The 20398-nt window shown below is 69.9% G+C and carries 21 protein-coding genes; 15 read left to right on the top strand and 6 right to left on the bottom strand.

What is annotated here, in order from left to right; all coding sequences use genetic code 11:
- Nucleotides 1–48: 48 nt before the first annotated feature.
- Nucleotides 49–2301 carry a RelA/SpoT family protein gene (locus LQ757_RS08500; protein WP_308195593.1) on the top strand — a complete coding sequence of 751 codons (2253 nt, stop codon included), beginning with the start codon at nucleotides 49–51 and terminating at the stop codon, nucleotides 2299–2301.
- On the opposite strand, the gene LQ757_RS08495 is transcribed toward LQ757_RS08500, so the two are convergent.
- The 3 genes from LQ757_RS08495 to LQ757_RS08485 form a co-directional block, all read right to left on the bottom strand.
- The gene (locus LQ757_RS08495; RefSeq protein WP_231046787.1) at nucleotides 2280–2873 is read right to left on the bottom strand and encodes a type IV toxin-antitoxin system AbiEi family antitoxin; all 594 of its coding nucleotides are present in this window, start codon (nucleotides 2871–2873) and stop codon (nucleotides 2280–2282) included. The genes LQ757_RS08500 and LQ757_RS08495 overlap by 22 nt on opposite strands.
- 99 nt (nucleotides 2874–2972) lie before the next feature.
- Nucleotides 2973–4205: a DUF349 domain-containing protein gene (locus LQ757_RS08490; RefSeq protein ID WP_231046786.1), complete on the bottom strand. Its 1233-nt coding sequence runs from the start codon at nucleotides 4203–4205 to the stop codon at nucleotides 2973–2975.
- 86 nt (nucleotides 4206–4291) lie between these two features.
- A complete protein-coding gene (locus LQ757_RS08485; RefSeq protein ID WP_231046785.1) occupies nucleotides 4292–5059 on the bottom strand; it encodes a peptidylprolyl isomerase in 768 nt (255 codons plus the stop codon).
- Nucleotides 5060–5182: 123 nt separating this feature from the next.
- Between LQ757_RS08485 and LQ757_RS08480 the strand changes: the two genes are divergently transcribed.
- From LQ757_RS08480 to nusB, 13 genes are all read left to right on the top strand, one after another.
- Complete coding sequence (locus LQ757_RS08480) at nucleotides 5183–6583, top strand: replication-associated recombination protein A (RefSeq protein WP_231046784.1); 1401 nt, start codon at nucleotides 5183–5185, stop codon at nucleotides 6581–6583.
- A 214-nt stretch (nucleotides 6584–6797) separates the two neighbouring features.
- A complete protein-coding gene (gene rpsD, locus LQ757_RS08475) occupies nucleotides 6798–7421 on the top strand; it encodes a 30S ribosomal protein S4 (protein ID WP_231046783.1) in 624 nt (207 codons plus the stop codon).
- A 140-nt stretch (nucleotides 7422–7561) separates the two neighbouring features.
- Nucleotides 7562–7765: a hypothetical protein gene (locus tag LQ757_RS08470; RefSeq protein WP_231046782.1), complete on the top strand. Its 204-nt coding sequence runs from the start codon at nucleotides 7562–7564 to the stop codon at nucleotides 7763–7765.
- Between the two features lie 55 nt (nucleotides 7766–7820).
- Nucleotides 7821–10478, top strand: a complete 2658-nt coding sequence (gene alaS / locus LQ757_RS08465) for an alanine--tRNA ligase (RefSeq protein WP_231046781.1) — start codon at nucleotides 7821–7823, stop codon at nucleotides 10476–10478.
- Nucleotides 10479–10484: 6 nt separating this feature from the next.
- Complete coding sequence (ruvX, locus tag LQ757_RS08460; protein WP_231046780.1) at nucleotides 10485–10961, top strand: Holliday junction resolvase RuvX; 477 nt, start codon at nucleotides 10485–10487, stop codon at nucleotides 10959–10961.
- The gene (mltG, locus tag LQ757_RS08455) at nucleotides 10958–12406 is read left to right on the top strand and encodes an endolytic transglycosylase MltG (protein WP_231046779.1); all 1449 of its coding nucleotides are present in this window, start codon (nucleotides 10958–10960) and stop codon (nucleotides 12404–12406) included. The genes ruvX and mltG overlap by 4 nt, the downstream gene beginning before the upstream one ends.
- A gap of 3 nt (nucleotides 12407–12409) precedes the next feature.
- On the top strand, nucleotides 12410–13231 hold the full coding sequence (locus tag LQ757_RS08450; protein WP_231046778.1) for a shikimate dehydrogenase: 822 nt from the start codon (nucleotides 12410–12412) through the stop codon (nucleotides 13229–13231).
- Between the two features lie 21 nt (nucleotides 13232–13252).
- Entirely contained in the window at nucleotides 13253–14473 is a 1221-nt protein-coding gene (gene aroC / locus LQ757_RS08445; RefSeq protein WP_231046777.1) for a chorismate synthase, read from the top strand.
- Complete coding sequence (locus tag LQ757_RS08440) at nucleotides 14466–14984, top strand: shikimate kinase (protein WP_231046776.1); 519 nt, start codon at nucleotides 14466–14468, stop codon at nucleotides 14982–14984. The genes aroC and LQ757_RS08440 overlap by 8 nt, the downstream gene beginning before the upstream one ends.
- A complete protein-coding gene (gene aroB, locus LQ757_RS08435; RefSeq protein ID WP_231046775.1) occupies nucleotides 14981–16066 on the top strand; it encodes a 3-dehydroquinate synthase in 1086 nt (361 codons plus the stop codon). The genes LQ757_RS08440 and aroB overlap by 4 nt, the downstream gene beginning before the upstream one ends.
- The gene (gene aroQ, locus LQ757_RS08430; protein ID WP_231046774.1) at nucleotides 16063–16518 is read left to right on the top strand and encodes a type II 3-dehydroquinate dehydratase; all 456 of its coding nucleotides are present in this window, start codon (nucleotides 16063–16065) and stop codon (nucleotides 16516–16518) included. Before aroB ends, aroQ begins: the two co-directional genes overlap by 4 nt.
- Nucleotides 16519–16648: 130 nt before the next feature.
- Entirely contained in the window at nucleotides 16649–17212 is a 564-nt protein-coding gene (gene efp, locus LQ757_RS08425) for an elongation factor P (RefSeq protein ID WP_231046773.1), read from the top strand.
- Nucleotides 17212–17625: a transcription antitermination factor NusB gene (nusB, locus tag LQ757_RS08420; protein ID WP_231046772.1), complete on the top strand. Its 414-nt coding sequence runs from the start codon at nucleotides 17212–17214 to the stop codon at nucleotides 17623–17625. Before efp ends, nusB begins: the two co-directional genes overlap by 1 nt.
- A gap of 19 nt (nucleotides 17626–17644) precedes the next feature.
- Here nusB and LQ757_RS08415 read toward each other — a convergent pair whose 3' ends face one another.
- Entirely contained in the window at nucleotides 17645–18427 is a 783-nt protein-coding gene (locus LQ757_RS08415) for a TIGR01458 family HAD-type hydrolase (protein ID WP_231046771.1), read from the bottom strand.
- Between the two features lie 250 nt (nucleotides 18428–18677).
- On the opposite strand from LQ757_RS08415, the gene LQ757_RS08410 reads away from it, so the two are divergent.
- Entirely contained in the window at nucleotides 18678–19193 is a 516-nt protein-coding gene (locus LQ757_RS08410; RefSeq protein ID WP_231046770.1) for a DoxX family membrane protein, read from the top strand.
- Nucleotides 19194–19260: 67 nt separating this feature from the next.
- On the opposite strand, the gene LQ757_RS08405 is transcribed toward LQ757_RS08410, so the two are convergent.
- Complete coding sequence (locus tag LQ757_RS08405) at nucleotides 19261–19671, bottom strand: DUF6855 family protein (protein ID WP_231046769.1); 411 nt, start codon at nucleotides 19669–19671, stop codon at nucleotides 19261–19263.
- A 68-nt stretch (nucleotides 19672–19739) separates the two neighbouring features.
- Nucleotides 19740–20096 carry a hypothetical protein gene (locus LQ757_RS08400; protein ID WP_231046768.1) on the bottom strand — a complete coding sequence of 119 codons (357 nt, stop codon included), beginning with the start codon at nucleotides 20094–20096 and terminating at the stop codon, nucleotides 19740–19742.
- Nucleotides 20097–20398: the final 302 nt, after the last annotated feature.

Raw genomic sequence — 20398 nt, 5'->3', positions numbered from 1 at the left:
GCTTCACCTCAAGGAACGGTGATAATTGAGGTCTGGAGGTGCTGACGCGTGACCGAGGCCGGAGTCAACTCGACGGCTTCGCTGCGCCGTCTCGTGCCGCGGATCTTCTCCAAGGCGCAGCCGACGGGTGCGGTCGACACGCTCATGCGGACCGTTCGGATGCATCATCCGAAGGTCGACCTGTCGCTCATCGAACGGGCGTACACGGTCGCCGAGCGCGCCCACGAGGGGCAGAAGCGCAAGAGCGGTGAGCCGTACATCACCCATCCGATCGCGGTCGCGCAGATCCTCGCCGACCTGGGCATCGGGTCGAAGACGGTCGCGGCAGCGCTGCTGCACGACACTGTCGAAGACACGGCGTACACGCTCGACCAGGTGCGGGCCGACTTCGGCGACGAGATCGCCATGCTCGTCGACGGCGTCACGAAACTCGACAAGGTCAAGTACGGCGACTCGACGCAGGCCGAGACCGTCAGAAAGATGATCGTCGCGATGTCGAAAGACATCCGGGTGCTGATCATCAAGCTCGCCGACCGGTTGCACAACGCCCGAACGTGGGGATTCGTGCCGGCGGAGTCCGCGACGCGCAAGGCGACCGAGACGCTCGAGATCTACGCGCCCCTCGCACATCGCCTGGGTATCCAGGCCATCAAGTGGGAACTCGAGGACCTCTCGTTCGCGGTGCTCTACCCGAAGCTCTACGCCGAGATCGAGAGCCTCGTGAAGCAGCGCACGCCGCAGCGCGAGGAGTTCGTGCAGAACGTCATCGACCTCATCAACGACGACCTGAAGGCGGCGAAGATCCGCGGCCGCGTCGTCGGCCGGCCGAAGCAGTACTACTCGATCTACCAGAAGATGATCGTGCGCGGGCGCGACTTCGACGAGATCTACGACCTCGTCGGCATCCGGGTGCTCGTGAACTCGGTGCGAGACTGCTACGCCGTGCTCGGTGCGATCCATGCACGGTGGACGCCGTTGCCCGGCCGATTCAAGGACTACATCGCGACGCCGAAGTTCAACCTCTACCAGTCGCTGCACACGACGGTGCTGGGTCCGAAGGGTCGCGCGGTCGAGATCCAGATCCGGACGCATGACATGCACCAGCGCGCCGAATACGGTGTCGCCGCGCACTGGAAGTACAAGGAGCAGACGACCGGTCGCTCCGCAGGCGGCCCGGCTCCGCAGAACGAAACCGACATGGCGTGGCTCGCGCACATCTCCGACTGGCAGGCCGAGACCGCCGACCCCGGCGAGTTCCTCGATTCGCTGCGCTTCGAGATCGGCGCGAAAGAGGTGTACGTCTTCACGCCGAAGGGCCGTGTGATCGGCCTTCCGTCGGGCGCGACACCGGTCGACTTCGCGTATGCCGTGCACACCGAGGTCGGCCATCGCACGATGGGTGCGAAGGTCAACGGCCGACTGGTCCCGCTAGAGAGCGAGCTCGCGAGCGGCGATGTCGTCGAGGTGTTCACGTCGAAGAACCCCGACTCCGGGCCGAGCCAGGACTGGCTGGGCTTCGTGAAGAGCCCGCGTGCACGCAACAAGATCCGGCAGTGGTTCACGAAGGAGCGCCGCGACGAGGCGATCGAGCAGGGGCGCGACGCCATCGCGCGGGCGATGCGCAAGCAGAACCTGCCGCTGCAGAAGCTCATGAGCCAGGACTCGTTCGCCGAGGTCGCGGCGCAGCTTCGCTACGACGACGTCTCGGCGCTGTACGCCGCCGTCGGCGAGGGACATGTCTCGACGCAGTCGGTGCTCGAGAAGGTCGTCGCGCTCGTTCGCGACATCGACGAGGGCGACGAGCCCGATCTTCCCATCCCCGTGCGGTCGCGGCCGCTCCCACGACACTCCGACTCGGGAGTGCTCGTGCGCGGAGCGCCCGACATCCTCGTGAAGCTCGCCCGCTGCTGTACCCCGGTGCCCGGCGACGAGATCGTCGGTTTCATCACGCGTGGGGCAGGGGTTTCGGTGCACCAGGCGAACTGCCACAACGTGCAGTCGCTGATGCGGGAACCCGAACGGATCATCGACGTCGACTGGGCTCCGAGCTCGAAGAGCGTGTTCCTCGTGCAGATCCAGATCGAGGCGCTCGACCGCGCAGGACTGCTCTCCGACGTCACGCGCGTGCTGTCGGAACACCACGTGAACATCCTCTCGGCGAACGTCTCGACGTCGACCGACCGGCTGGCGCTCAGCCGCTTCGTGTTCGAGATGGGTGACACGACCCATCTCGACCGAGTGCTGAACGCGGTGCGGCGAATCGATGCGGTCTACGACGTCTACCGCGTCAGCGACGGCTGAATCGAGCCTGCCGCGATCAGGGCGGCGGCCGCGACGGCGTGGTCGAGGCGCACGAGCGCACGAGCGCGGTGCGGCATGCGTTGCGCTCGATCGAGCCGTTCGCGGACCTGGTCTGCGAGTCGAGGGCGCGGTGCGAGCAGTCGTGCCACGACGTCTACGGAGTCGGCATCGGGCAGCGAGGTCTCGCGCAGCAGGTCGAACGCGGTGCGGGCGGGCGTCGTGCAGCGCACGCCGCCCAGCTCGACGACCTCGTCGTCGGTGAGCACGACCTCGCGAACCGTGATGCGTCGATCGGCGATCGCCGCGATGCGTGAACGGTGCGGCACGCAGAACTGCGCCGTGCGCGGTGCGGCGTCGAGCGCGTCGTGCACCCAGGCCGCCGAGAGGCGCTCGATGATCAGGGAGCGCGACACGCGCAGCGCGACGACGGCCGCCCGCAGGCTCGGGAGGTCGGGCTCGTCGATCGGCGCCCACCCCTCGTCGATCGCGAAGAGCTCGCCGTCGATGCGCGCGGCGCAGAGTTCGGCGAGCGGAAGGTCATCGGTGCCGAGCACCGCAGGAAGCCGGGCCATGACCTCATGGTGGAGCATCCGCTCGCCGATCGGTGCTGCGAACGACGACCTGTGGAGAACGCGGCGCGACCGCGAACGCTGCGGGGGAGTGCTGAGCGGTCAGCCGCCGACGGCCTTGAGCCACGCGCGACGTGCTTCAAGCGCTTCGCGAGCGGATGCCGCGGCGCGGGCGTCACCGGCGGCCTCGGCCGCCGCGAGCTCGGCCTCGAGCTTCTCGATCGCCTCGTGGAGCTGCCCGAGCATGCCCTCGGATCGCGCCTTCTTCTCGGGGTCTTCACGCTGCCAGTGCTCGTCTTCGAGCGAGCGCACGTGGTTCTCGATCTTGCGCAGTCGGTCTTCGACGACCCGGATCTGGTCGCGGGGGACCTTGCCGATCTCGTCCCACTTGCGTTGGATGCGGTTGAGCCCGGCGCGAGCCTGCTTGGGGTCGGTCTCGGTGAGCAGCGGCTCGGCCTCGGTGAGGAGCGCCAGCTTCTCGTCGAGGTTCGCGCGATACTCCTCGTCTTCCTTCGCGTCGATCTCGGCCTTGGCGTTGAAGAGCACATCGCCGGCGGCTTTGAACCTGGCCCAGAGCTGGTCGTCGAGCTTCTTGCCCGCGCGGCCGGCTTGCTTCCACTCGTCGAGCAGGTTGCGGTAATCGCCGACCGCGTCGGCGCCGCGCGGTGCGAGCGCCTCGGCGCGCTCGATGAGCGCCTGCTTGCGGCTGCGGACGTCGCGGTGGGACGCGTCGAGTTCGGCGAAGAACGCCTTGCGGTGCGTCTCGATCGTCGAACGCGCAGCGCGGAAGCGCTTCCACAGCTCGTTCGCCTCGTTCTTGGGAAGGCGCGGACCGTCTTGCTGGTGGCGCTGCCAGCTGGAGAACAAAGTGTCGAGCTCGGCGGTGGCCTGCTTCCACTGCGTCTTCGCGGGATCTTGCGCGGCGAGCGCCTCGGCCTGCTCGACGATGCGGGTGCGCTCTGCGATCGCGTCGGCGAGGGCGGCCTTCGCCTCGGCCTGCTGCTGTTCGGTGAGTTCCTTCGTGGTGCCCGAGAGCGCCTCGAGCCGGCGAGCGAGGGACTCGAGGTCACCGACGGCATGAGCGGTGGCGACCGACTCGCGCAGCGACGAGACGGCCTTGGCGACGTCGGCGGCGGGAGCCCCGCGACGCACGCGCTGCTCGAGGAGGGTGACCTGGCCGGCCAGGTCGGCGTACTTGCGCTCGAAGTACGCGAGGGCCTCTTCGGCCGTCGCGTCGGGGTACTGACCGACCTCCCGCTCGCCGTCGCTCGTCCGCACGAAGACGGTGCCCGTCTCGTCGACGCGGCCCCACGGTTGCTGATCTGATTCGGTCACGGCCTCACCCTGTCGTAGGTCGGATGCCGCGCGAGGCGGCAGGTGGCATCAAGCCTATTGCACGGTCGAAGTGCGTCGCCGGTCGTCTATTCGACGGTGAACGACGTGATCGTCGCGGGTACGCTCGGCGCACCGTCGGGTGCTCCGTCGGCGGGGCCTGCATCGGTCACCCCGGCCTGCAGCTCGTCGAGGCCGCTCGTGACGCGGCCGATGACGGTGTAGCCGCCGGCGCTGTCCGCGGGGAGCGTCGTGTCGGCGTAGACGATGAAGAACTGGCTGCCCTGGCTGTCGGCGTTCTGGGGCTGGCGCGCCATCGCGATCGTTCCGGCGGGGTAGACGCCGTCGGCGGGCGCGTTCTCGATCGGACCGTAGCTGTAGCCGGGGCCGCCCGAACCGTCGCCGTTCGGGTCGCCGCACTGCAGCACCCAGATGCTGTCCTTCGTGAGCCGGTGGCAGCTGAGACCGTCGTAGAACCCCGCCTGCACGAGGTCGATCGTGCTGGAGACGGCCTGCGGCGCCGCAGCACCGTCGAGCTCGACTCCGAGGGGGATGTCGTTGATCGTGAGTGCGCCCGACCACGTGCGGCCCCCGGCGAGGTCGGGAGAGGGCACCTCGGCGGCATCGGGCGTGGGCGTCGGCGTCGCCGACGGCACGGGCTCGGGGCTGCCGGGCCCGCCGTTGAAGAAGAACAGCTGTGCACCGACCGCGAGCGCGAGCACGATGACGAGTGCGATGCTCGCGATGGCGTTGTCGCGCGCGCGGCGGCGCTTCTTGCCTGCGTGCACCTGCTGGCGGGCCTGGTAGGTACGAAGGCGCGCTCGTTCCTCGCGCGCCTGTCGGTCGTTCGTTGCCACGCTGCTCCTTCTCGGGAATCCTGCCTGCCGACTCTACGCAAGCGCGCGGGGTGCGCACCAATCGCCGCACCGCGCGGCGTCGCGGCCGGCGGCGGTGTCGGATGCCGCAGCTACGCTTGGCGCATGGTGGAAACGAGCCCGGGGCTGCGCTCAGGCGCGACCCCGCTCGCGGTGCGCATGCGTCCGACGAGCCTCGACGAGGTGGCCGGGCAGCGCCATCTGCTCACCCCGGGGTCGCCGCTCGTCGCGCTCGCGGGCGACCGCACCGGCGAGTCCGGGTCGGTCTCGGTCATCCTGTGGGGTCCGCCCGGAACCGGCAAGACCACGCTCGCGCAGGCGATCGCGAGGTCGTCGGGCCGCAAGTTCGTCGAGCTCTCGGCCGTCACCGCCGGGGTCCGCGACGTGCGGCAGGTCATGGAGGAGGCGCGCGCCAGCCGCGACCTCTACGGCGTCTCCACGGTGTTGTTCCTCGATGAGATCCACCGGTTCACGAAGGCGCAGCAGGACGCACTGCTACCCGGAGTCGAGAACGGCTGGGTCATCCTCGTCGCGGCGACCACCGAGAACCCCTCGTTCTCGGTCATCTCCCCGCTCCTGTCCCGCTCGCTGCTGCTCACGCTCGAGCTGCTGACCGACGACGATCTCGGCGTGCTCGTCGACCGTGCCGTCGTCGACCCCCGCGGCCTGGCGAGCAGGGTCGAGCTCGAGCCCGACGCGCGGGCGGCCATCATCAGGCTCGCTTCAGGAGACGCCCGGCGTGCGCTCACGGCGCTCGAGGCGGCATCCGTGGCGGCCGCGCAATCGGCGGCCGAGGCGACCGCGGCCGACGAGGCAGAGCCCGGCGCCACCGCCGACAACGGGGGCGAGGCCGCCGCGCCGCACAAGCCCGCCATCACGGCCGACATCGTGGCGCGCGCCGTCGACCGTGCCCTGTTGCGCTACGACCGCAACGGCGACGAGCACTACGACGTCATCAGCGCCTTCATCAAGTCGGTGCGCGGCAGCGACGTCGACGCCGCCCTGCACTATCTGGCGCGCATGATCGAGGCCGGCGAAGATCCGCGCTTCATCGCCCGGCGCATCATCGTGCTCGCCTCCGAAGACATCGGTCTCGCCGACCCGACCGCCCTCGGCGTCGCGGTCGCCGCCGCCGACGCCGTGCAGTACATCGGCATGCCCGAGGGGCGCATCCCGCTCGCGCAGGCGGTCGTGCATCTTGCGACGGCTCCCAAGTCGAACGCCGCGTACGTCGGCATCGACCGCGCGATCGCCGACGTGCGCGAGGGCAAGGCGGGCCGGGTACCGAAGCACCTGCGCGACGCGCACTATCCGGGGGCGAAGCGGCTCGGCCACGGCAAGGGTTACCGCTACCCGCACGACGACGCGATCGGCGTCGTCACGCAGGAGTACCTGCCCGACGCGCTTCGCGGTGCGATCTACTACGAGCCCACCGAGCACGGCAACGAGCGCGAGGTCTCGGCTCGCCTCGCGAAGCTGCGACGCATCGTGCGCGGCGGAGCCTGAACGCCGTCGCGTCGCCCGAGAGCGATGTGCCCGCCCGTGCGCATGGTAGTATTTCCGTTGGCCTGAAGCCTGACACTCGAGCGCGGCTGCGAGAGCGTCACCGGCGAATGGGTGAGATCTGTAGCCGATCCGCCCTTGGCGAATCCCTCTGACACAGACTTCCGGTGCGCCAACGCGCCGTGAGTACATTTGAGATTCTTCCGAAAGGACATTCGTGTCGAACCAGTCACGCAGCAAGACCCGCCTCTCCCGTGCGCTCGGCGTCGCCCTCACCCCGAAGGCCGCCCGCTACATGGAGAAGCGCCCCTACGCTCCCGGTGAGCACGGGCGCACCAAGCGCAAGCAGGACAGCGACTACGCCGTGCGTCTGCGCGAGAAGCAGCGCCTCCGCGCCCAGTACGGCATCCGCGAGAAGCAGCTCAAGATCGCCTACGTCGAGGCCAAGCGCACCGCCGGCCAGACCGGTGAGAACCTCGTCGAGCTGCTCGAGATGCGTCTCGACGCCCTCGTGCTGCGCGCCGGCTTCGCCCGCACCATCACGCAGGCCCGCCAGTTCGTCGTGCACCGCCACATCCTCGTCGACGGCCAGCTCGTCGACCGCCCGTCGTTCCGCGTGAAGCCGGGCCAGCTCGTTCACGTCAAGGCGCGCAGTGAAGGCACCGAGCCGTTCCAGGTCGCCGCTGCCGGTGGTCACGTCGACGTGCTCCCCAAGGTTCCGGGCTACCTCGAGGTCGAGCTCGACAAGCTCCAGGCGCGGCTCGTCCGTCGCCCGAAGCGCGCCGAGGTCCCCGTGACCTGCGAGGTCCAGCTCGTCGTCGAGTACTACGCCGCTCGCTGACGCATCAGGCGTTCGAACAGGGGTCGCGGGTTTCCCGCGGCCCCTGTTCCGTCTTCGGCGGGCGCCCGTCGCGCGCCACTAGACTGTTCCGAGCGTGCCGAGCGCACCGCATCGGCGAGACATCGAGCAGGGAGCACCTCGTGAAGAGCATTCTGTGGTTCACCGTCGGCGTCGCGGCCGGATTCGTCGTCGCGCACCGGGTCAACCAGACCAAGCAGGGCCGCGACTTCTTCTCGTCGGTCGATGCGAAGGCTCGCGCGTTCGGTCAGGCCATCGCCGAGGGCTATCACGAGCGCGACGCCGAGCTCCGCGGCGCCGCCGCCGACGCGGCTCCCTCGAACTGACCACTCGAACGATTTCGACAGCCCGGATGTCCCGGGCGAAACCCAGAACGGAACCATGCAGACTGCCGACATCCGCCAGCGTTGGCTGGACTTCTTCGCCGAGCGCGGACACGCCGTCGTCCCCTCGGCATCGCTCGTCTCGGACGACCCGACCCTGCTGTTCACGGTCGCGGGCATGGTGCCGTTCGTGCCGTATCTCACCGGTCTGGTTCCCGCGCCCTACCCCCGTGCGACGAGCGTGCAGAAGTGCATCCGCACGAACGACATCGAAGAGGTCGGCAAGACCCCGCGGCATGGCACGTTCTTCCAGATGAGCGGCAACTTCTCGTTCGGCGACTACTTCAAGGAGGGTGCCATCTCGATGGCGTGGGAGCTGCTCACCACGCCCGAGGCCGACGGCGGCTACGGGTTCGAGCCGAGCGATCTCTGGGTCACCGTCTACGAAGACGACGACGAGGCCATCGAGCTCTGGAAGCGCATCGCCGGCTTGCCCGAGGAACGCATCCAGCGCCTCGGCAAGGACACGAACTACTGGCACACCGGGCAGCCCGGTCCGGCCGGCCCCTGCTCCGAGATCTTCTTCGACCGCGGCCCCGAGTACGGCGTCGACGGCGGCCCGGCGACCGACGACGACCGGTACGTCGAGATCTGGAACCTCGTGTTCATGCAGTACCTCATCGACGACGTGAAGTCGAAGACCGACTTCCGCATCGTGAAGGACCTGCCGAAGAAGAACATCGACACGGGCATGGGGCTCGAGCGCGTCGCCTTCATCAAGCAGGGCGTCGACAACATGTACGAGATCGACCAGGTCCGCCCGGTGCTCGACCGCGCGGCCGAGCTCTCGGGCCGCACCTACGGTGCGAACCACGACGACGACGTGCGCATGCGCGTCATCGCCGACCACGTCCGCTCGGCGCTCATGCTCATGAGCGACGGCGTCAGCCCGTCGAACGAGGGGCGTGGCTACATCCTGCGCCGACTGCTGCGTCGCAGCATCCGTGCGATGCGCCTGCTCGGCGTCGAGGGCCCGACGTTCCGCGAGCTGTTCGCGGCCTCCCGTGACGCGATGAAGGCGGCGTACCCCGAGGTCGCGAGCGACTACGCCCACATCGAGCAGCTCGCCCTGGGCGAAGAGGAGACGTTCCTGCGCACGCTGGCCGCCGGAACGTCGATCCTCGACGTGGCCGTCGCCGAGACCAAGCAGTCCGGCCGTGCAGAGCTCGCCGGCGATACGGCGTTCCTGTTGCACGACACCTACGGATTCCCGATCGAGATCACGCTCGAGATGGCCGACGAAGCCGGTCTCACGGTCGATCGCACCGCGTTCGACAGCCTCATGACCGAGCAGCGCACTCGCGCGAAGGCCGACGCGAAATCGAAGAAGAAGGTGCTCGCCGACCTCTCGGTGTACGCCGACTTCCGCGCCAAGGGCGAGACGATCTTCACGGGCTACACCGAGCTCGCGACCGAGTCGAGCGTGCTCGGCATCCTCGTCGACGGCGCGCCGGCGAGCCGTGCCGTCGCCGGGCAGACTGCCGAGGTGATCCTCGCCGAGACCTCGCTCTACGCCGAGTCCGGCGGGCAGGCGCCCGACCAGGGCCGCATCGTCGGCGACGGGTTCGAGCTCGAGGTGCTCGACGTGCAGAAGCCCGTGAAGGGCCTGATCAGCCACACGGTCAAGGTGACGTCGGGCGAGGTCGGGGTCGGGGCGCGCGCGACCAGCCTCGTCGACGAGGGCTACCGGCGTGGCGCGACCCAGGCGCACTCGGGCACCCACATCGTGCACGCGGCGCTACGACAGGTGCTCGGCCCGAACGCCCACCAGTCGGGTTCGTTCAACAAGGCCGGCTACCTCCGCCTCGACTACGGATGGAACTCGGCGCTCTCGGCCGCGACACGGAGCGAGATCGAGGAGATCTCGAACGTGGCCGTGCGCGACAACCTGCAGGTCCTCACCCGTGAGATGCCGCTCGACGAGGCGAGGTCGCTCGGGGCGATGGCGCTCTTCGGCGAGAAGTACGGCGATGTCGTCCGCGTCGTCGACATCGGCGGACCGTGGTCGCGTGAACTCTGCGCGGGCACCCACGTGTCGTCGAGCGCCGAGATCGGCATGATCAACATCGTCGGCGAGTCGTCGGTCGGTGCGTCGAACCGCCGCGTCGAGTCGCTCGTCGGTCTCGAGGCGTTCCAGCGTTTCGCGGCCGAGCGCGCGCTCGTGTCGGAGCTGACCACGACGCTCAAGACCCGGCCCGAACAGCTCGTCGACCGCGTCGGCGAGCTCGTGACGAGCCTGAAGGCCGCCGAGAAGCGCATCCAGGCGTTCGAGGCGAAGGCGCTGAACGACCGCGTGCCCGAACTCGCCGCGAAGGCCGCCCGGGTCGGCGACGTGCTGCTCGTCGCCGAGGCGGTCGGCTCGCTCGGTTCGGGCGATGAGCTGCGCTCGCTCGCGCTGTCCGTCCGGGCGAAGCTCGGCGATGCGGCATCCGTCGTCGCACTCGCCGGCGACGTCGGCGGCAAGCCGCTCGCGATCGTGGCGACCTCGCCTGCGGCGCGCGACGCCGGAGCGAACGCCGGTTCGCTCGCGAAGACGGCGGCAGGCGTGCTGGGCGGCGGCGGTGGCGGCAAGCCCGACCTCGCGCAGGGCGGCGGCAGCGACGTGTCCGCGATCCCCGCGGCTCTCGCGGCGGTGCGCGCCGGCCTCGCCGGATAGCGGCGCATGCGTACCGGAGCCAGGCTCGGCATCGACGTCGGCCGCGCCCGAGTCGGCGTGTCACGCTGCGATGCCGGCGGTCTTCTCGCGGTGCCGGTCGAGACCGTTCCACGGTCGGCAGACGGCGACGACGACGTGCGGCGCATCCTCGAGCTCGCCGAGGAGTTCGAGGCGATCGAGCTCGTCGTGGGCAATCCGCTGTCGCTCTCGGGGGCGGCGACGCCGTCGACCGACGACGCGATCGCGTTCGCCGAACGGCTCGCCGCGGCCGGCGCTGCCGTTCGGCTGGTCGACGAGCGGCTGTCGACGGTGAGCGCCCAGCAGGCGCTTCGGGCGTCGGGCAAGTCGGCACGCAAACAGCGTCCCATCGTCGACCAAGTTGCAGCCGTTATCATTCTGCAACACGCCATCGACGCCGAGCGCGCATCCGGAAACCCGCCCGGGCGCTCCGTCGACACCGATGAAGGGCAATCCCCCCTGTGACCCAGCTCCCCCCAGAGCGCAACGACACCGATCCGGCGACGTCCGACTGGCACGCCATGCTCGCCGGTGACGAGCGGCGACCCGGCGGCGACCAGGCCGGCGCGTCCCGGCCGCCCGCGCCGCAGCCCGCAGCGCCCGCGGCCGCCCGCGACGCGAGCCAGCCGATGACGCGTCGCGAGGCCAGGGAGGCCGAGCAGCGGCGCGCTGCGGCGATCGAGGCCGAGGAACGGCACGCGGCAGCGGTTACCGCCGCGGAGGCCGCGACGGCGGCGGCCACGACGGTGCCGTCGAAGCCCGACGCGTTCGACCAGTTCGCGGCGCCGTCGCGCGGCGAGCGCCGTGCCGAGACCTCGGATCAGTACGAGACCGAGCGCCCGCGGCGTCGCGGGGCATGGGGATGCCTCATCGGCCTCGTCGTGGTGATCGCGCTCGGCGTCGGTGCATTCTTCTTCCTGCAGGGCCCCATCACCGCGGTCATCGATCGGTTCCAGCCCGCAGAGGACTTCGAGGGCACGGGTACCGGTGAAGTCGTGTTCATGATCCACGAGGGCGACACCGGCACCTCGATCGCCGACAACCTCGTCGCCGAAGACATCGTCGCGAGCGCCGAGGCGTTCACCGAGGTGCTCGCCGAAGCCGACCCGACCCCGATCTTCTACCCGGGCGCCTACCTGATGGCCGAGCAGATGAGCGCGCAGTCCGCGCTCGACGCGCTCCTCGACCCGGCGAACAAGCTCGAGAACACCTTCGTGATCCAAGAGGGCATGTGGGCGAAGAACGCCCTCGCCGAGGCCGCGGCCGTCACCGGCCTGCCCATCGAGGAGCTCGAGGCGGCGGCCGCCGACGTGAAGACGTTGGGGCTTCCCGCCGAGGCGACGGGCATCGAGGGCTTCCTGTTCCCCGCCACCTACACGGTCGACCCCGACATCACCGCACCCGCACTCGTGAAGATGCTCGTCGACCGCTCGTTCGAGGCGCTCGATGCCGCCGGCGTCGCGCCCGAAGACCGCTGGCGAACCGTCGTCAAGGCCTCGCTCATCGAGCGGGAGGCGGGACTTCGCGACGACTACTACAAGGTGTCGCGAGTCATCGAGAACCGGCTGGACCCCGAGCTGTTCGACAGCGGCCTGCTGCAGTTCGACTCGACCGTGCATTACGGGCTCGGCGACGACTCCGTCGTCACGACGACCGATGCGCAGCGTGCCGATCCGGCGAACGCGTACAACACCTACGTGCACCCCGGCCTGCCGCCCGGGCCGATCGGCAATCCCGGCGATCTCGCGATCGATGCCGCCCTGCATCCCGCCGACGGCCCGTGGCTGTACTTCGTGACGGTCGACCTCGACACCGGCGAGACGGTGTTCTCGGCGACCATCGACGAGCACGACGCGGCCGTCGCACGGTTCCTCGCCTGGCTCGAGGACCACCCCGAGTACGGAGGCTGAGGCATGCGACGACTCGCGGTGCTCGGGTCTCCGATCGGGCATTCCCAGAGTCCGGCGTTGCATCGCGCGGCGTACGCCCGGCTCGGGCTCGACTGGGAGTACACGGCGATCGAGATGGACGGCTCGCGCCTCGGCGGCTTCATCGACGGGCTGGATGCCTCGTGGCGGGGCCTGTCGCTCACGATGCCTCTGAAGCAGGACGTGCTGCCGATGCTCGATCACCTCGATGACGTCGCGTTGTTCACGGGCGCAGCGAACACCGTGGTGTTCGACGAAGGCTCGCGTCGCGGCTTCAACACCGACATCGGCGGCATCGTGGGCGCGCTCGCGGAGTCAGATGTCCACAGGGTGGCCCGCGGTGCGATCGTCGGCGCGGGCGCGACGGCCCTCTCGGCACTCGTCGCGATGGCCGAGCTCGGCGCCGGCGACGTGCGTGTGCTCGTGCGGCGTCCGGGCGCAGCGCAGCCGGTCCTCGAACTCGGTCGGCGGCTGGGGGTCCGAGTCGACGAGGCGCCGATCTCGGCGCTGGCCGAGATCGACGACGTCGATCTCGTCATCAGCACCCTGCCCGGCTCGGCCGGCCTCGACGTGGTGCCCGACCCGAACCTCGCGTCGACGGCGCCGCTGCTCGACGTCGCCTACGACCCGTGGCCGACCGCGATCGGTGCCTCGTGGCTCGAAGCCGGCGGACGGGTGGTGCACGGCCTCGGCATGCTGCTGCATCAGGCACTGCTGCAGGTGCGCATCTTCGTGAACGGCGACCCGCATGTCCCGCTCGACGACGAAGCCGATGTGCTCGCCGTCATGCGCGACGCCCTGCGGTGAGCCTGTGGAAGGATAGGAGTCATGCTCCGTTGGCTCACTGCCGGAGAGTCGCACGGGCCTGAGCTCGTCGCGATCCTCGAGGGTCTTCCCGCCGGTATCCCCGTCTCGCTCGATTCGATCCGCGCCGATCTGGCGCGCCGCAAGCTCGGCTACGGCCGCGGCGCGCGAATGAAGTTCGAGCAGGACGAGCTGGCGATCTCGGGCGGCGTTCGCCACGGTCTGAGCCTCGGCAGCCCCGTGGCCCTGCGCATCGGCAACACCGAATGGCCCAAATGGCAAGAGGTCATGAGCCCCGAGCCCGTCGACCCCGCCACGCTCGGCCGCGGTCGCGGCGCCCCGCTGACGCGGCCCCGCCCGGGCCACGCCGACCTCGTCGGCATGCAGAAGTACGACTTCGACGAGGCTCGCCCGGTGCTCGAGCGGGCGAGCGCCCGAGAGACGGCCGCGCGCGTCGCCCTCGGCGCGGTCGCCAGGTCGTTCCTCGCGGAGCTCGGCATCCGACTTGTCTCGCACACGCTCTCGATCGGGCCTGTGCGCGTACCCGATGGCCGGGCGTTGCCGACGCCCGACGACGTCGACCGGCTCGACGCCGATCCGCTGCGCTGCTTCGACCCCGAGACATCCGCCGCCATGGTCGCCGAGGTCGACCTCGCCCACAAAGACGGCGACACGCTCGGCGGCGTCGTCGAAGTGCTCGCCTACGGGGTGCCGCCGGGGCTGGGCTCGTACGTGCACTGGGACCGCCGCCTCGACTCGCAGCTCGCCGCCGCGCTCATGGGCATCCAGGCCATCAAGGGCGTCGAGGTCGGCGACGGGTTCCTGACGACCACGCGCCGCGGCTCCGAGGCGCACGACGAACTGCACCAGGTCGACGGCCGCATCGCACGGTCGAGCGACCGTGCCGGCGGCACCGAAGGCGGCATGTCCACGGGTACCGTACTGCGCGTGCGCGCGGGCATGAAGCCCATCGCGACCGTGCCGCATGCCCTGCCCACGGTCGACGTCGCCACCGGCGAGGCCGCCGCCGCACACCATCAGCGATCCGATGTCTGCGCGGTGCCCGCGGCCGGCGTCGTCGCCGAGGCGATGGTGGCGCTCACGCTCGCCAATGCGGTGCTCGAGAAGTTCGGCGGCGACTCGGTCGAAGAGACCCGTCGCAACCTCACCTCGTACCTCGCTGCGATCCCCGACTCCCTGCGCACGGCCGTCGCCTCGGCGGAGGCCGCGACCGATCGTGTCTGACGGCGAGCGCATCGCGCTGCCGATCGTGCTCGTCGGCCCGATGGGCGCGGGCAAGTCACGCGTCGGGAACCGGCTCGCGACATCCGTCGACGCCCCGTTCATCGACACCGACCTGCGAATCGCCGAACGCTACGGCCCGATCGACGAGATCTTCGAACGCGAGGGCGAGGAGTTCTTCCGCATCATCGAGCGCGAGGTCGTCGCCGAGGCGCTGCGCGAAGAGGCGGTGATCTCGCTCGGCGGGGGCGCGGTGCTGCACCCCGACACCCGGACCGACCTCGCGGAACTCGCCGTGGTGTGGCTGAAGGTCTCGCGCGAGGCGGTGCGCCCGAGACTCGCGGGCGGCAACCGACCGCTCATCGCCGAGGGCGGGCTCGACCGGTGGAGCGCGATCCTCGAGGAACGCCGGCCCCTGTACGAAGCCGTCGCCGATCTCGCCATCGATACGTCGCGCCGCTCGGTCGCACGCATCGTCGATGCCATCACCGAGCGATTCGGAGGAACACGATGACGGCAGGCCAGACGCGCACGAGCATCCGGGTGGGGGGCGAGACGGGGTACGACGTCGTCATCGGCTCGGGCGTGCTCGGTGAACTCGCCGACACGCTCGGCACCTCGCCGAAGAAGGTGCTCGTCGTGCATCCCCCCACCCTCGGAGCACGGGCAGCCGCGCTGCGCGAATCGCTCAGCGACCGTTACGAAGTGCTGCTCGCCGAGGTTCCCGACGCCGAGGCCGGCAAGCGCGTCGAGGTCGCCGCCTTCTGCTGGCAGGTGCTCGGCCAGGCCGACTTCACGCGCAGCGACGCGATCGTCGGCTTCGGCGGAGGCGCGATCACCGACCTCGCCGGATTCGTCGCCGCCACCTGGTTGCGCGGCGTGCGCGTCGTGCAGGTGCCGACGACCGTGCTCGGCATGGTCGACGCGGCCGTCGGCGGAAAGACCGGCATCAACACGAACGAGGGCAAGAACCTCGTCGGCGTCTTCCACGCCCCGGCCGCGGTGCTCTGCGATGTCGAGCTGCTCGACACCCTGCCCAAGAACGAGATCCTCGCCGGATTCGCCGAGATCGTGAAGGCGGGCTTCATCCGGTACCCCGAGATCCTCGACATCATCGAGGCCGACCCTGAGCGTGCGACCGACCCGTCGACCCCCGAGTTCCGGCGCGTCGTCGAGCTGGCGATCCAGATGAAGGCCGACGTCGTGTCCGAGGACTTCACCGAGCAGGGCCTGCGCGAGATCCTGAACTACGGCCATACGCTCGGTCACGCCGTCGAGCACGCCGAGCGCTACCAGTGGCGGCACGGCGCCGCGGTCGCGGTCGGGATGATGTTCGCGGCCGAGCTCGGGCGCCTCTCCGGGCGGCTGAGCGACGAGGTCGCCGACCGGCACAAGCGGGTGCTCGACCTGCTCAGCCTGCCGACGAGCTACCCCGCCGGCCGCTGGAACACGTTGCTCGCGACGATGCAGCGCGACAAGAAGGCGCGCGCCGGCCAGCTAAGGTTCATCGTGCTCGACGACCTCGCCAAGCCCACGGTGATGCTCGCCCCCGACCAGTCGCTGCTGTTCGCGGCGTACCAGGAGATCGGCTCGTGACCGAGCGCCGGCTGCTGCTCGTCAACGGGCCGAACCTCAACCTGCTCGGCACGCGCGAGCCCGAGATCTACGGATCGCACACGCTCGAGGACGTCGAGCGGCTCGCGACCGAGGTCGCGATCGAACTCGGCTTCGAGGTGCGCGCCGTGCAGAGCAACCACGAGGGCGTCCTCCTCGACGCGATCCACGCGGCCCGTCTCGATTGCTCGGGCATCGTCATCAACCCCGGTGGGCTCACCCACACCTCGGTCGTGCTGCGCGATGCGCTCTCGGGGGTGGGGCTGCCTGTCGCCGAGGTGCACATCTCGGACGTCATGAAGCGAGAACCGTTCCGCCACCACTCATACGTGGCGGATGTCGCGGTCGTCCACGTCGTCGGCGAGGGTGTCGCGGGCTACGGGACCGCGGTGCGGCGCCTCATCGAGGTGATCTCCGGTCGCGCCGACGGCTGACGAGGAACCCACGTCGCGCCGGTGGCGGCCGCATTGGCGCCGTCGCAGCACAGCGACTACACTCGATCGACTGAACTTCTGCGGCCGATTCCGGCCGAGCCTCTTCGCAACTGAAACGGATCCCATTCGCATGGCAAGCACCGCGGACATCAAGAACGGCGTCGTCCTCTCCATCGACGGCCAGCTCTGGAGCGTCATCGAGTTCCAGCACGTCAAGCCCGGCAAGGGCGGAGCCTTCGTCCGCACGAAGCTGAAGAACGTCGTCACCGGCAAGACCGTCGACCGCACGTACAACGCCGGCGCGAAGATCGAGATCGAGAACGTCGACCGTCGCGACTTCACCTACCTGTACAACGACGGCGAAGGCTTCGTGTTCATGGACGCGACCGACTACGAGCAGCTCACCGTGCCCGGCACCGTGGTCGGCGACGCCGCGAACTTCATGCTCGAGAACCAGGCCGTGACGATCGCGCTCAACAACGGCAACCCGCTGTACATCGACCTGCCCGCCTCGGTCGTGCTCGAGATCACCTACACCGAGCCGGGCCTCCAGGGCGACCGCTCGACCGGCGGCACCAAGCCCGCGACGGTCGAGACCGGCTACGAGATCCAGGTGCCGCTCTTCCTCGAGACGGGCACCAAGGTCAAGGTCGACACCCGCACGGGCGACTACCTCGGCCGCGTGAACGACTAGTGAGCGCGCGCACGAAGGCGCGCAAGCGCGCGCTCGACCTGCTGTACTCGGCCGACATGCGCCAGGTCCCCGTCGAGCAGATGCTCGTCGTCGAGGCGGAGAAGGCCGCGAACGAGCCCGAGCGGGCCGCATCGTGGCTGTACGCCCGCGAGATCGTCGACGGCATCGTCGACCACCGCGACGAGATCGACGAGCTCATCGAGACGCACTCGCGCGGATGGACCCTCGAGCGCATGCCCGCCGTCGACCGCGCCCTGCTGCGCATCGGCGTGTGGGAGATCGTCTTCAACGACGAGGTGCCCGACCCGGTGGCGATCGCCGAGGCCGTCGAGGCGGCCACCGTGCTCTCGACCGACGACTCGGCCGGGTTCGTGAACGGGCTGCTCGCGGCCGTCTCGCACGCGAAGGCGTAGCGTTCGACGCCACACTGTTTCAGTGATGGGCCGCCCACCACTGCGGCAGGTCGGCGATCGAGTCGAGCACGGCGTCGGGAGCGACATCCGTTTCGAGGTCGGCTGGCGTGAACTTGCCGGTCCGCACGAGGATGCCGACCAATCCCGCACGTTGGGCGCCCTCGACGTCACCGTAGACGTCGTCGCCGACCATCACCACATCACCCGGCATGAGGCCGATGCCGTCGGTCGCCGTGCGGTAGAACGCGGGGTCGGGCTTGCCGAGCACGACTGCCGTGCGGCCGGTGGCGGACTCGAGCGCGCGCACGAACGGGCCGGCGTCGAGACGCAGGCCGTCAGCGGCCCGCCAGTACCGGGTCGTGCCGAGCGCGAGCAGCGGGACGGCCGGATCGGCCATGAGCAGCCGGAATGCGCGATTGAGCGTGGCGAAGTCCCATGCGGAGCCGAGGTCGCCGATCACGACCGCATCGGCGCCGTCCTCCGCGGTCGGAGGAACCAGGTGGAACCCCGCGAACTCGGTTGCGGTCGCCTCAGGCACGAAGAGGGCGGGACGTGCGAGGTGCTCGCGTCGCATCCATCGCGCAGCGACGACGGCCGGCGTGAGGATGTCGTCGGTGTTCGCCACGATGGCGAACCCGCGCAACTTCGCGACCAGGGACGAGCGCGGTCGGGAGCTCGTGTTCGTCACGTACCGGTACGGCACGCCTTCGCGCTCGAGCCAGGCGAGTGCCTCGGCGGCGCCGGGCACGGCCGCCTCGCCGACGTACACGACGCCGTCGAGGTCGAGCAGGAGCCCCGCCATGCCCACCTCACCCTCGGCGCGCGCCGGTGCGGCCTGCGATCAGCGCCATGGTTCATCCCATCACGCGGGGGTGTTCGCGCGCACCCCTCGAACGGGGGAATCAAGCGCCGATGCCCTGAGGTGGGAGTCGGGGCTCACCCCGACACGAGTTCAGTGGGACTCCGGGCGACCGTCGGGCGCGTTCCCGGTGTGATGGTCGAGTCGCCGCGTTCCGGCCACTCAACCCACACCGTCTTCGAAGGGAACCATCATGTCCACCACCACCATCGGCAGCGGCCGCGCCTCGACTGCTTCGGGTCTCGATGCCGTGCTCGACCGTGCGAACACCGCGCAGGCGGTCGTGCAGCGCTTCCTCGCCCGGGCCGGGCAGCCCGCACTGCGCATCTCGCTCGGACTCGTCTTCGTCGTCTTCGGAGCACTGAAGTTCATCCCGGGCGTCAGCCCGGTCGAGGGCCTCGTCAGCAGCACGTGGAGCTCGCTGACGTTCGGCGTCATCGACGGCTATGCCGCGCTCGCGATCACGGCAGCCCTCGAGGTCTTCGTCGGGCTGACGTTCATCACCGGCATCTTCCTGCGCGTCGGCCTGCTCGCGCTCGCCGCCACGTTCGTGGGCATCTTCTCGCCGCTCGTGTTCTTCGCCGGCGACCTGTTCACGACCGCGGGCCCGACGCTCACGGCGCAGTACATCCTCAAGGACGTCGTGCTCGTCGCCGCAGCGATGGTGGTCGGCGCGGTGGCGCTGAAGCGCCCCATCGGCCGCCGCTGAAGCCCTTCGCAACCTCCGCCGCGGGCGGCTCCTGAACGATCAGGGGCCGCCCGCGGCGTTCGTCGTGTCAGGCGTCGACTGCGCGCATGCGGTTGTTGCGTGCGTCGTGCGTGAGTTCGGCCAGACCCAGCTCTTCGAGCAACGGCGGCAGGTACATGCCGAATCGGCCGCGATAGCCCTTCCGCAGCCCGTACCAGCCACCGACCGGGTTCGCCTCGGAGCGCCCCCACGCCTCGACGGTGCCGTCGGCGGCGGGCTTCTGCTCGTCGGCCGCACCCAGCGGAACCCAGTCACCCTGTTCGCGCAGCCACGCCGCGAGGTCTTCGATCGCCGACAGGTGGTACTTGAGCGTCGTCGACCCGACGACGCACACGAGCGCCGGCGGGTCGCCCTGCTCGTCGCGGTGCATCGTGTACGACGACGTCCCCGGGGGCGTCTTCAACTGCCACGGGTCTTCCGCAGTGCCCGAACCGGACATGATCGCCCCCCTCACACGGCCTTGCCGCCTCGAGCCGATCGTACTCCCGGGGCGGCGACCGCCGCGGGTCAGGTCGTCGAAGCGCCCGCCGTCGAAATCGTCGGCGCCTCCACGTCGGCACGCGGCGCCCATGCGGCGAGTGCGGCCGCCTCGAGTCCCAGACCGATGAGACTGCCATGCGGCCAGTACGTGAACAGGACCGTCGCGCCGACGACGATCGGAAGCGTCGCCGCGAGCAACAGGCGCTCCCAGACCCGTGCGACGTCACGCGGTGCGGCGAGCGCGACGATCATCGCCCACAGGCAGATCGCGAGCAGGGCGACGCCTTCGGCGCCCCACAAGATGTGCAATGGGGCATCCGTCCGGTGGTTCAGGTACGACAGCAGCGTGAGCGGCGCCGCGACGAGCAGCAGCCAACCCAGCACACGGCCGCTCCAGCCGAGAGCGATGAACGTGGGTCCGGTCGCGAACCATGAGGAGCAGGAACGAAACGGATGCCGCTGCGCCGAAGACCAGGTAATGGTCGTGCAGTCCCATCGACGCGAGCCACAGGCGGATGCCGTCGTAGACCGGTTGGGAGTCGAGTGCGGCGAGCCACGCCGGGCTGCCGGCCCCCGACCATGCCGTCTGCTGCGGCGGCAGCAGGAAGAACGCCCAGAGTCCCGCGATGAGCGCCGTGGCGACGGCCCACGGACGAGAGGGGTGCGCGCGCATGCTCGCACGCTAT

Origin of the sequence: Agromyces cavernae (assembly GCF_021044935.1) — a bacterium.
Classification (GTDB): Bacteria; Actinomycetota; Actinomycetes; order Actinomycetales; family Microbacteriaceae; genus Agromyces; species Agromyces cavernae.
This window is presented reverse-complemented; position numbering and strand designations above follow the sequence as displayed.

Excerpts from the sequence above, each read along its gene's own strand:
- LQ757_RS08495 (WP_231046787.1), bottom strand. The coding sequence starts at position 2,873 with ATGGCCCGGCTTCCTGCGGTGCTCGGCACCGATGACCTTCCGCTCGCC.
- LQ757_RS08480 (WP_231046784.1), top strand. The coding sequence starts at position 5,183 with ATGGTGGAAACGAGCCCGGGGCTGCGCTCAGGCGCGACCCCGCTCGCG.
- alaS (WP_231046781.1), top strand. The coding sequence starts at position 7,821 with ATGCAGACTGCCGACATCCGCCAGCGTTGGCTGGACTTCTTCGCCGAG.
- ruvX (WP_231046780.1), top strand. The coding sequence starts at position 10,485 with ATGCGTACCGGAGCCAGGCTCGGCATCGACGTCGGCCGCGCCCGAGTC.
- LQ757_RS08450 (WP_231046778.1), top strand. The coding sequence starts at position 12,410 with ATGCGACGACTCGCGGTGCTCGGGTCTCCGATCGGGCATTCCCAGAGT.
- aroC (WP_231046777.1), top strand. The coding sequence starts at position 13,253 with ATGCTCCGTTGGCTCACTGCCGGAGAGTCGCACGGGCCTGAGCTCGTC.
- aroB (WP_231046775.1), top strand. The coding sequence starts at position 14,981 with ATGACGGCAGGCCAGACGCGCACGAGCATCCGGGTGGGGGGCGAGACG.
- efp (WP_231046773.1), top strand. The coding sequence starts at position 16,649 with ATGGCAAGCACCGCGGACATCAAGAACGGCGTCGTCCTCTCCATCGAC.
- LQ757_RS08415 (WP_231046771.1), bottom strand. The coding sequence starts at position 18,427 with ATGGCGGGGCTCCTGCTCGACCTCGACGGCGTCGTGTACGTCGGCGAG.
- LQ757_RS08410 (WP_231046770.1), top strand. The coding sequence starts at position 18,678 with ATGTCCACCACCACCATCGGCAGCGGCCGCGCCTCGACTGCTTCGGGT.
- LQ757_RS08405 (WP_231046769.1), bottom strand. The coding sequence starts at position 19,671 with ATGTCCGGTTCGGGCACTGCGGAAGACCCGTGGCAGTTGAAGACGCCC.